We start from the raw sequence: 11,521 nt of genomic DNA, 5'->3' as shown, positions 1-11,521 counted from the left end.
GGCGGGCAAGGTCACCTCCTCACCTTGGCGGGCAAGGTCACCTCCTCACCTTGGCAGGCGAGGTCGCCTTCCCGTCTTGACGGGCAAAGCCACCACCCACGTTCACGAGCAGGGTCACCTTCTAACCCTGACGAGCAAGGTCACCTGTCTCACCTCGGCGGGCGAGGTCACCTTCCCGCTTTGGCGGGCAAAGCCACCCACCAACCTTCACGAGCATGGCCACTTTCTCACCTTGACGACCGCGGCCACTTCCCCACCTCGACAGCCAAGGCCACCCCTTGCCCAACCGACCGCCCCGGCTCCCGCGTCAGCGGTGTTGCGGCTGAGGGTGCTGAGGCCGGTGCATCTGCTGGCGTTGCGGGGGCACCGGCCTGCCGCCCTGCGGCGGGGCCTGCCGGGTCCGCGGTTCGCCGATGTAGGTGTGCTCGCGGGGTATCGAGACCAAATTCAGCGGGATCTGCGTGGTCGCGGTGCGGAGTACCACGCGCGTGCCCATGGCGCCCGGCTGCTGGATCGACAGGTCCGGTTTGGTGGCGGGCCAGCCCATGGGGTCGCCGGTGATGTAGATGGTGGTGATACCGGCGTGCGGCGCGGGGGCGAGGACACCGTCTACGACTGTGGCTGTGAAACCGGCGTCCGACTGGTGCATATCGACGGCCAGTGTCAGTCGTTCCGGATTGCCGATGGTTTCGATCAGCTGGTACCAGGCCTGCGGGCGTTCTGTCCGGACCAGGATCCGCTCGCCCACCGCCAGCGCCCGGAACACCAGCTGCTGGGCCAGATAGAGCTCGCCGGCCACGTATACCGCGGAGATGCCGGCGCCGATGAGCCGCAGCGCGACACCGTTGCCTTCGTCGTCGGAGCCGATGAGCTGCCCGCATCCCGAGGAGGGCAGGGCCAGCGCGTCCAATACCTCGATCGGGTATTCGGCGGTGGGCACCACGTCTTCCAGATCGGGGATTCCGATCGGCAGATGGGCGAGCAGGCTGTCGCGGTGCCGGCCGTTCACCGACACCATGCCCTTGGTCCAGGACTTGTCCGGCAGTTCGCGCAGCGTCGACCGCCAGGCCGCGCCGATATGCACGGTATCGGCGGTGGCGCCGGGCCGTAGGCGCACGGCGACGGTGGTGCCCCGGGATTCGGCCACCCACAGCTGCGACAGGATCTCCGATCCGAGTTGCCGCGGATCGATCGCGGCGCCGATGTTCACCCCGTTGCCGAGTTCGGCGTAGCGCCACCGGTGGGTGAGGTCGCGGGCGTCCGAGCCGTGGATGACCTGGCGTACCGCGGAACGGATCTCGGAGGCGGTCAGGACGCGCGAACCGCAGCCCGCATCCTCCAGCGTGCGCACGATCCGCTGCGTCGCGATGGTCACCGACCGTGCGGCGCCTTCGTCACCACCGCCACGCCGGGCCGCCGCGCCGGGGCAGTCGACCATATCGAAGCCGATCGCCAGCCAGACGGTGCGATGCGCCGTGGCCGGCAGCGGGCCCAGCAGGGTTTCGTAGATGGCGCCGGCGGGCGTTCCGGACCGGCTGCGGTGCCCGTGGCTGATGATGTCGATACCGCTGAGCAGGATGTCGTGCTGGGCGAGGCAGGTCGCCAGTTCGGCCATCGGGAGCAGGTGGGACGCGTGTACGGCGGTGCGGTCGATACGGGTGAGTCCGCCTCGGGGCGGCAGCACCTCGATCACCGCGACCACTCGGCTCTCGTCCCAGTACAGCCCGAGGGAGCGGTCGTCGGGGCCGCGGAAATCGTCGCTGTCGCCGATCCGGTATTCGTGGTGGGCGCGGTAGTCCCACCAGTCGCCGATGCGGTCCAGCAGGACCCGGCGGCCGACCGGGATCAGCGGAATCAGCCCGGTGACCACCGCGACGCCCAGCGCGATCCACGGATTGAGCCCCACCACCAGCAGTACGGTTCCGGCGACCATCGCGAGCACCTGCGCGATCAGCAGGTTACGCATGGAAATACGCCCGAACAGCAGGCTGCGCCCACGTCGCGTCATGGCTGGAACGGCCATCAGAGTCCCCCAGGTACCCGGTGTCGGCCGGTAATCGGCGGCCGAGCTGAACTACGTCCCAGGGAACTGTACTGTGTTCGGCGAGCACGAGCACAGTTCGGGGGAAGACGATGCCTTCAAAGCCCACAACTCGGTGGCAGATCAGCGGTTACAACTTTCTGGTGCGCCGGATGGAGCACGCGCTCGTGCGCCGGGATGTGCGAATGTTGCACGATCCGATGCGTTCCCAGGTGCGGGCCTATGTCGTCGGCCTGGTGCTGGCGATCGTGGTGCTGGCCGGCTGCGGTGTGCTGGCGCTGCTGCGCCCGCAGGACAAGATCGGCCAGAACACCATCCTCATCGGTAAGGAATCCGGCGCGGTGTACGTGGTGCTCAACGATGTGGTGCATCCGGCGCTGAACCTGGCTTCGGCGCGGCTCGCGGCGGGCGAGGCCCCGAACGCGGCGATCGTCAAGGAGGCCGAGGTAGGTAAGAAGGCCCGTGGCCCGCTGATCGGCATTCCGGGTGCCCCCGGAGCGATCCACTTCAACTCCGAGGGTGTGGGCCGGCAGTGGACGATCTGCGATGAGATGAAGATCGACGGCAGCCAGGACCGGACCACCTCGGTGCTGGCGGGTGGGCTCGAGCTCGGTGCGAAGGCCGGGCCGCTGGAATCCGGTAAGGCGCTGCTGGTTCAGGGGGAGAGCAATACCTATCTGATCTACGACGGCAAACGGGCCCGGGTGGCGATGGACGATCGCGCGGTCACCGACGCCCTGGGAATCACCGGCGCGACCCCGCGCCCGGTGAGTGAGGGTCTCGTGAACGCGATCCCCGAGGTGATGTCGATCGAGCGCCCTGTTATCGCCGATCCCGGCGGTACGCCCGCCGAGGATGTGAGCGGCCATCGCATCGGCGAGGTCGTGCAGGTGGGTGGCTCGGAGACCGAGTACTACGTGGTGCTCTCCGACGGGTTGCAGCCCATCTCACCGCTGGCCGCCGAGATCATCCGGAATTCCAATCCGCAGACCTCCAGCGATTTCACCATCGACCAGAACACCCGGACCCGCGTCGAGGTCTCCCAGGCGCTGCGGGTCCAGACCTTCCCGCAGACCGCACCGGCGATTCTCGACGCGAAGGACCATCCGGTGAGCTGCCTGTCGTGGAAGCCGATTCCGGAGGCGGGCGAGAACACCGGCACCCACGCGGAGCTCCAGGTGATCACCGGAGTGAGCCTGCCCATGGCCGATAGCGCGAAGCTGGTGCCGCTGGCCCAGGCCGATGGTTCGGGGCAGAACGTCGATTCCGCGTATATCGCGCCGGGTACCGGCGCCTACGTGCAGACCACGGGTATCGAGCCGGACAGCAAGCGCAAGGACAGCATCTTCTATATCGCCGACACCGGGGTGCGTTTCGGGATCAAGAACGCCGATTCCGCCAAGGCGCTGGGTATGCCGGAGAAGGCCGAGCCCGCACCATGGCCGATCGTCGGACTGCTGGCCTCCGGGCCCAGCCTCGGCCGGGAGGAGGCGCTGGTCGCGCATGACGGTGTCGCCCCGGATCCCGCGCCGGCCGATCAGCCGGTGGCGTCGTCCAAGTAAGCAGCGGGCGGGCGCGGATCTTCCGTTGGGCACACGGAAGATCCGCTGTCACAGTGACGTCAGGTCGATGGGTTCTGATTCGTCCGGTCGGCGGGGTGATGATCAGGATTCCGGACCATGCCCGGGCAGTCCGCTGCCCTGAAACCGGGCAGCGGTCTGTCAGGCTTCGTCTTCGCTTACCCCGAGCCGCCGGCGAGTGGGGAACGAGGCGAGGTAGCCGATGATGAGGCTGCCGCCGATGATCCCGCTGCCGATGAGCGCGACGTTCCGAGCCGTATGGTCCGGGGGTTCCGGCGGCGCCGGGACGGCGAGCTGTCTGCTTACCGCCGGATTCTGCTGCTTGGGCCGTAATTCGGCGGGCACCTCGTTGGTCAGCGCCGCGATCGGGTCGATGGCACCGTAGCCCACATACGGGTTCCAGCCTTCGGCGGGTGCGTGCGCGGTCGCCTGGACCCGTTTCATCACCTCGACGGCGGACAGTTCGGGGAACCTGGCCCGCACCAGCGCCACGACGCCGGATACGTACGGGGCGGCGAAGCTGGTGCCGTTGATGGTCTGCTGACCACCCTGGGCATTCTGCGTGCCGTTGATGACGCCGCCGCTGTACACATCGAGCGAGACGATGTTCTCCCCGGGAGCGGCGACACTGAGCCAGGGCCCGGGAACCGTGAACTCCGACGGAGCGCCGTTGGCGTTGATGGAACCGACTGACAGGACCAGATCGTCGTATCGGGCGGGAGTGACGTTGACGGTGGTGTTGCCCCACGGGTCCGCGGCCGGGTCGAGGGGATTCTGGATGGCCTCGTTGCCCTTGCAGTTCGCGTTGTCGGTATTGCCCGCGGAAGTGACGACCACCGCGTTCTTCTGGTGGACCGCGTAGTCCAGTGCCGCGCCGAGCCCACCGTCGTTGATCGGGCTGGAACTGCACGCCACTTCGGAGATATTGATAACCGTGGCACCCATATCGGCCGCGCGGCGCACCGCCTGGGCCATGGTGGCGACGTTGCCGTACCCCTCCTTGGAGAGGTCTTCGGGCGACTTCGTGGCGTTGCTGCCCGCTTTGACGTACTTATCGCTGGTCTGGCGGATGGTCAGGATGGTGGACTCCGGTGCGACACCGGAAAATCCCTGGTCCCGGGCCTGGCTCGCGCCGATGATGCCCGCGACGATCGTGCCGTGCGCATCACAGTCCTCGGTGCCGTCGCCGCTGTTGGCCACGAAATCACCGCCCGCGCGCAGGCCCGGCAGCCGGGGATGACGGGCGACCCCGGTATCGATCACCGCCACAACCTGGCCCGCGCCCTTCGAGAACTGCCATGCCCGGACCAGGTCCAATGCGGCCTGTGCGGGCGGGACCGTCGGGCCTTCGCCTCCGGACACGGTGCTGTTGCAGGGCGTATTCGCCTTACGCTCGGTCGGCTGGCTCGGCCGGGCCGGATCCCCGGCCGGTAGCTGGCCCGGATCGATCGGCGCGGGCCGGTCGGCGGAGGCGACCGGATGGACCAGGCCCAGCGATGCGCTCATCCCGAGCACCACGGCCACCGCCGCGGTGCGGATCCCGCGGTTCACAGTCCGCGGACGAGGGAGTAGAGATCGGCCACCCAGAACACGAGTGGCAGTACGGCGGCCACGAAAGCGTATTCGATCAGCTCGGCGGCCCGGCGCATCGGCGGCGTCGCCGACTGGTTCGGCACGATGATCCCGAGGACGAGCGCCGCGATCAGCACCACCAGCGCCACCCCGAACACCGCCAGCGGCAGATCCGCCACGAAGGCCATCCCGACGAGCATCGCCAGCACGATCGCCGCCCCGCCGACGATGAGGATCACCGCCTGTTCGGCGCCGGCGTAGGTGCGGCTGCGGAACATCAGCACCGCCGCGCACACCAGCGCCAGCGCTATGCCCTGCCAGTAGAAACCGCCGTAGTCCGGATCGATGGCGACCAAGGCGCCGACCACGGTGACCAGGGTCGTCGCGGATACCAGACCGCTGAGATAGGTCCGTGCCCGCGCCGATTTCGCCTGCAGCACATCCAGGGTCGGCAGCGCGCGATGATCGTCCGGGTCGTCCTCGGTGGGGTCGATGGGTGTACCGGGCGAGGGCACCGGCGGCAGCGGCAGTTTCGCCAGCGCCATGGAGATACGCGGGGCCAGCGACAGCGCGCCGAGACCGACGGCGGCGACTACCGCGCCGACCGCCTCCAGCGGCTGCTCGGTGAGCAGGCCCACCAGCGCCGCGGGCACCACGAACAATGCGACCGTGCCCGCGCCGATGAAGAGTCCGAGCCCCACCCCGGTGACCCGCCAGGCCAGGATCGCGGTGGCCCCGAAAAGGGTGGATCCGAGCAGTAGATGGGGCCAGCCGTAGTGGTCGGGCACGATGAGCATGCCGCCGGTGAAGGCCAGCGGCAACGCGCAACCACCGAGGACCAGCGATGTCTTCGGATCCCCGTAGACCCGGCTCAGCACCATCGCGCCCGCCACCAGCAGGACCGCTACCCCCAGGGCGATGACGCCGGTGATCCATCCGGGCATCGCGTCCGGTGCGGCGAGCAGGCCGGTGCAACCGGCGAGCATGGTGAGCGCGGCGAGTACGGAGCCGGTGACCCGTGCGGTATCCGGATTCCAGCCGCGGAAATGCTGTGAATCGGCGACCGCGACGTTGTACATGATGTCGTCGAACAGGGGAGTGGGCGCGGTATTCGCGGAGTTCTCCAGCATCAGCAGTTCGCCGTCGCGGACCCCCTGCTCGCCCAGGCTGAGCGAGTTCGACAGCGGCGGCTGGCCGATACGGGCGAGGACCCAGTCCGCCGGTTCGTATCGTTCGCCCTGATTGTCGAAATCATTGGTGCGGCTGTGCGCGGCGACCATGTCGACGACACTGGGAATCACCAGGGCGACCGGGACATCGACCGGAATCGCCATATCGACCTGGGTGTGTTTTGCCAGAATGGTGACCCTGGTGAGATCCGGAGCGCGGACTATACCCCGCGAGGAATCTTCCTCCATATGGTCGAGTCGCGCATGCGTCACGCTTCCCCCAAGTTGGTTTCGCTACCCTGCTCTTTTCCCGCATTCTCCCAGCGAACGGCGGGTTGCGTGCCCCCGGTGCGGCCAGCAGAATGCAGGTCGAACTGTACGACATGATCGCGGCTGCCTCTACACTGAGCCCGAACATCGCATTGCTACAAGGGGGATCTCGTTCGATGACCACGGTTCGGTTTCAGCGGCGTGCGCGCCGTGAGGTCCCGCGAACTCCCGGCGGCGAGGTCAGCCTCCAGCCGCCTCCCGAGATCCCCCGGGTAACGCCCGGAAATCTGCTGTCCAAGCTCATGCCGGTGGTGATGATCATCGGCATGGTCGGGATGATGGCCCTGATGTTCACGCAGGGCAGCGGTATCGCCTCGAACCCGATGGCGCTGATGTTCCCGATGATGATGATGGTCTCGATGGTCGGCATGTTCGCCGGTCAGGGCAACGGTAAGGGCGCCAAGGCGGCCGAGGCCAACGAGGACCGCAAAGACTACCTCCGCTATCTCGACCAGGTTCGCAAGGATGTCGGCGTCACCGCTTCCGAACAGCGGGCCGCCGTGGAATGGAGTCATCCCGAACCCGGACTGGTCTGGATGCTCGCCGGTACCTCCCGGATGTGGGAGCGCCGCCCCAGCGACAAGGACTTCTGCCACGTCCGCATCGGTCTGGGCGGTCAGCGTCTGGCCACCCGGCTGGTCGCCCCGGAAACCGGTCCGGTGGAGGAATTGGAACCGATCGCCGCGGTCTCGCTGCGCCGTTTCGTCCGCGCGCATTCCACCGTGCCCGATCTGCCCACCGCGGTCGCGGTGAAGGGTTTCGCCACCATCGCGCTCGACGGCGATCGCGCCCAGGCCCGCGATATGGTGCGCGCGATGCTGGTGCAGCTGGCCATGTTCCACGGCCCGGACCAGGTACTGACCGCGATCGTCTGCGGCCCGGACACCGCCGCGGACTGGGAATGGACCAAATGGCTGCCGCATACCCAGCACCCGGACGCGCAGGACGGCGTCGGCACCCAGCGCATGTTCTTCGGGTCGATCCGGGAGGCGATGGCCGGTCTGGCGCCGATCCTGGGCAACCGGGTCCGCTACTCCCGTAACCAGCCCACCAACTCCGCCATGGTGCATGTGGTGATCGTCGTCGACGGCGGTCTGCTCGAGGCCGAGGACGACCAGTTGCGCGAGGCCGGCTACGAGGGCGTGACGGTGATCGACCTGTGCGGTTACGCGCCCCGGCTGGCGGTATCGCGGGGTATCACCCTCACCATCCGCAACGGCGAATGCCTGGGCCGCGGCGCCACCGGCAACCAGGAGCGTTTCGCCCTGATCGACCGGATAAGCCGCGAACAGGCGCAGCAGGTCGCCCGCCGCCTGGCCCCGTATCGCGCGGCCACCCAGCGCAGCAGCGACGTGGAGACCACCGAGGGCGAGACGATCAACACCTGGGCCCAGCTCATGGGGCTGGGTGATATCGGCTCGTTCAATCCGGAGAGCGCCTGGCGGCCCCGATACGGGCGGGAACGGCTGCGGGTCCCCTTCGGTGTCGGGGCCGACGGCCTGCCGGTCATTCTCGATATCAAGGAGGCCGCCGAATCCGGAATGGGCCCGCACGGGCTCTGCATCGGCGCCACCGGGTCCGGTAAGTCCGAATTCCTGCGCACCCTGGTGCTCAGCCTGCTCGCCACCCATTCACCCGACCAGCTGAACCTGGTCCTGGTCGACTTCAAGGGTGGTGCGACCTTCCTCGGTCTCGACGGCGTCCCGCACGTCGCGGCGGTCATCACCAACCTGGAAGAAGAAGCCGACCTCGTCGACCGTATGCGCGACGCGCTCGCGGGCGAGATGAACCGGCGCCAGGAGCGGCTGCGCGACGCCGGCAACTTCGCCAATGTGTCGGAGTACGAGAAGGCCCGCGCGGCCGGTGCCGATCTGGAGCCGCTGCCGGCGCTGTTCGTCGTGCTCGACGAGTTCTCCGAACTGCTCACGCAGCATCCGGATTTCGCGGAGCTGTTCGTGATGATCGGCCGCCTCGGCCGCTCGCTGCACGTCCACCTGCTGCTGGCCTCGCAGCGGCTGGAGGAAGGCAAACTCAAGGGTCTGGAATCGCATCTGTCCTACCGGATCGGCCTGAAAACCTTCTCCGCCAACGAATCCCGCCAGGTACTGGGTGTGCCGGACGCGTACAACCTGCCCAACACTCCCGGTGGCGGTTACCTGAAATCCGATTCGGGCGAGATCCAGCGCTTCCAGGCCTCCTACGTGTCGGGCACCTATGTGGGCGGCGGACCGCAGCGCGATATCAGCGTGGCCACCGGCGCCGGCGAAATCGATATCACCGCCCGGCCCTTCCTGGCCAAACACGTCGAATACCGGGCCGCGGACCGGACCCCGCTGGCGCCGCAACCGGCCTACGAGCCGGAACCTCTGGTCGAGGAAGGGGAGCAGATCTCCGATCTCGGCATGCTGGTCGCCCGGATCGGCGGGCACGGCCGGCCCGCGCACGAGATCTGGCTGCCGCCGCTGGACGCCGCCCCGCCGCTGGACGAACTGAACACGCGCTCGATCCTCACCGGCGAATACAACGCCGTGGCCGGGCTGCGCGCGCCGATCGGCATCGTCGACCGGCCCTACGACCAGCGGCGCGATCCGCTGGTGGTGGACCTCTCCGGCGCCCGCGGCAACGTGGCGGTCGTCGGTGGACCCCAGTCGGGTAAATCGACGATGTTGCGTTCGCTGATCATGTCGATGGCGCTGACCCATACCGCCGAACAGGTGCAGTTCTACTGCCTGGACTTCGGTGGCGGCACCCTGGCCAGCCTCGAGGGCCTGCCCCATGTGGGTTCGGTGGCCGGCCGCCTCGATCAGGACAAGGTGCGCCGCACGGTCGCGGAGATGACCACCATCGTGCGCACCCGGGAACTGCGCTTCCGTCAGCTCGGAATCGAGTCGATGTCGGAGTTCCGGCGGTTGCGCGCCGCCGATCCGGCCAGTAGCCAGGCCGCCGCCGGTGCGCACGAGGACGCTTTCGGTGACGCCTTCCTCGTCATCGACGGTTTCGGTTCCATCCGGCAGGACTTCGAACCGCTGGAGCAGGCCATCATGAACCTCGCGGTCCAGGGTCTGTCCTACGGCGTGCACGTGGTGATCGCGCTGTCGCGCTGGATGGAGGCGCGCCCGCAGCTCAAGGACCAGATCGGCACCCGCCTCGAGCTGCGCCTCGGCGATCCGGCGGATTCCGAGTTCGGCCGTAAGGTGGCCGCGCTGGTACCGCAGGGGCGGCCCGGCCGCGGTATGACCCCGGAGAGCCTGCATATGCTCACCGCGCTGCCACGGGTCGACGGATCGTCCGAGCCCGAGGACCTCAGCCGGGGTGTCGCCGACGCGGTCGCGCGGATCCAGCAGGCGACGCCGGGACGTCCGGCGCCGCAGGTCCGGATGCTGCCCGAACGCCTCGATCGCGATCAGTTCGTACGCGCCATCGGTCCCTGGCAGGGGCATCCCGAACAGCGCACGGTGTCGATTCCGATCGGTATCAACGAATCCGAACTGTCGCCGGTCTTCCTCAATTTCGACGAGAACCCGCACTTCATCATCTTCGGTGACACCGAATGCGGTAAGACCACGCTGCTGCGCAATATCGTCAGCGGCATCATCGAGGCCAACACCAGGACCACCGCCGCGCTGGTCCTGGTCGATTTCCGGCGCACCATGCTCGGCGCCTTCGAACAGGAACGCCTGGCGGCCTACGCGACCGGCGCCGAAGGCCTGACGACGAATATGCGGGATCTGGCGGCGCTGCTGCAGTCCCGGATGCCCGGCCCGAATGTGACGCCGCAGGAACTTCGGGATCGTTCCTGGTGGACCGGCCCCGATCTGTTCATCGTCGTGGACGACTACGACCTGGTGTCCAGCGGTTCGAGCGGTAACCCGCTGGCGCAGATCGTCGACTTCCTGGCGCATGCCAAGGATATCGGCTTGCACCTGATCATCTCGCGCCGTTCCGGCGGTGCGGGCCGGGCCATGTACGAACCGGTGATCTCCCGGTTGCGGGATCTGGCCACCCCCGGCCTGGTGATGAGCGGTAGCCGGGACGAGGGCGGTCTGCTCGGCAATGTCCGGCCGAGCGCGATGCCACCCGGCCGCGGCACCCTGGTCGGCCGGTCCGGTACCGAGCTCATCCAGACCTCCTGGATGCCGGCGCAATAATGCCGGCCGTCGAGATCGCCCTGACCGAAACCCGGTTGTGGGCGTGGAGCGCCAACACCCACGCCGACCTCGTGCCCTCGATCGTGCCGGCCGGGGACGGGCGCAGCCTGGTGGTCGGGGAGCCGCTGGCGCCGCCGTCGATCGCGGTATCGCCGGTGCAGTTGCTGTCGGCCGATCGCATCGCCTTCGACCCCGGGATGCCGAAACCGGTGGACGCCCTGTACGAGGTCCTCGGGTACACGTTCGCCCAGCTGCGGATCGGCGCACCGTGCGAGCAGCTCACCGTGGTGCACCCGACCGAATGGGACCAGCACCGGCTGGCGGTGCTGGAAGCCGCGGCGTCCGGGCACGCCGCGCGGGTGGTACTGCAGGCCACGGCGTTGCGCGCGGTGGCCGCGAGTCGGCGGGTTCGCGATGTGCGCACCGTGGTCCTGGAATTCGGTGCGCTGTCGACAACCGCCTCCACCGTGGTCCCCGGCGAGCAGGGCGCCCGGCTGGAGTTCTGTGAGCACGAACCGGATCTGGCCGTCGGCGAGATCGGCGCGGGCGAGCACGGTATGGGACGTTTCCGTGAGCTGGTGGAGCGGCTCGTGCACGGATGCCAGGTGGATTCGGTGATCGTGGTCGGGCGCGCCGACGCCGACTTCCTGAATCTCGTCGCGACCGTGGTCGCCGATCCGT

At 68.2% G+C, this 11,521-nt stretch carries 6 protein-coding genes; 3 read left to right on the top strand and 3 right to left on the bottom strand.

Annotation, left to right across the window (positions count from 1 at the left end; translation table 11 throughout):
• Window positions 1-307: 307 nt before the first annotated feature.
• Window positions 308-2,008 carry a type VII secretion protein EccE gene (gene eccE / locus ACWDU1_RS21430; RefSeq protein ID WP_450000897.1) on the bottom strand — a complete coding sequence of 567 codons (1,701 nt, stop codon included), beginning with the start codon at window positions 2,006-2,008 and terminating at the stop codon, window positions 308-310.
• A 125-nt stretch (window positions 2,009-2,133) separates the two neighbouring features.
• Here eccE and eccB point away from each other — a divergent pair, with 125 nt between their 5' ends.
• The gene (gene eccB / locus ACWDU1_RS21425; RefSeq protein ID WP_450000895.1) at window positions 2,134-3,603 is read left to right on the top strand and encodes a type VII secretion protein EccB; all 1,470 of its coding nucleotides are present in this window, start codon (window positions 2,134-2,136) and stop codon (window positions 3,601-3,603) included.
• 159 nt (window positions 3,604-3,762) lie between these two features.
• Here eccB and mycP read toward each other — a convergent pair whose 3' ends face one another.
• On the bottom strand, window positions 3,763-5,127 hold the full coding sequence (gene mycP, locus ACWDU1_RS21420) for a type VII secretion-associated serine protease mycosin (RefSeq protein ID WP_450000893.1): 1,365 nt from the start codon (window positions 5,125-5,127) through the stop codon (window positions 3,763-3,765).
• Window positions 5,128-5,168: 41 nt separating this feature from the next.
• Window positions 5,169-6,635: a type VII secretion integral membrane protein EccD gene (gene eccD / locus ACWDU1_RS21415; protein WP_450000891.1), complete on the bottom strand. Its 1,467-nt coding sequence runs from the start codon at window positions 6,633-6,635 to the stop codon at window positions 5,169-5,171.
• Between the two features lie 173 nt (window positions 6,636-6,808).
• On the opposite strand from eccD, the gene eccCa reads away from it, so the two are divergent.
• Both eccCa and ACWDU1_RS21405 read left to right on the top strand, forming a co-directional pair.
• Window positions 6,809-10,840: a type VII secretion protein EccCa gene (gene eccCa / locus ACWDU1_RS21410; RefSeq protein ID WP_450000889.1), complete on the top strand. Its 4,032-nt coding sequence runs from the start codon at window positions 6,809-6,811 to the stop codon at window positions 10,838-10,840.
• Window positions 10,840-11,521, top strand: a 682-nt coding sequence (locus tag ACWDU1_RS21405; protein WP_450000887.1) for a hypothetical protein, incomplete at its 3' end; no start/stop codon positions are given. The genes eccCa and ACWDU1_RS21405, both read left to right, overlap by 1 nt.

This window comes from Nocardia sp. NPDC003345 (assembly GCF_053589395.1).
Note: the sequence above shows the minus strand (reverse complement) of the source record. Positions and strands in the feature narration are given on the sequence as shown.

Coding starts and splice junctions, on each gene's coding strand:
- eccCa (WP_450000889.1), top strand. CDS start 6,809: ATGACCACGGTTCGGTTTCAGCGGCGTGCGCGCCGTGAGGTCCCGCGA.
- mycP (WP_450000893.1), bottom strand. CDS start 5,127: ATGAGCGCATCGCTGGGCCTGGTCCATCCGGTCGCCTCCGCCGACCGG.
- eccB (WP_450000895.1), top strand. CDS start 2,134: ATGCCTTCAAAGCCCACAACTCGGTGGCAGATCAGCGGTTACAACTTT.
- eccE (WP_450000897.1), bottom strand. CDS start 2,008: ATGACGCGACGTGGGCGCAGCCTGCTGTTCGGGCGTATTTCCATGCGT.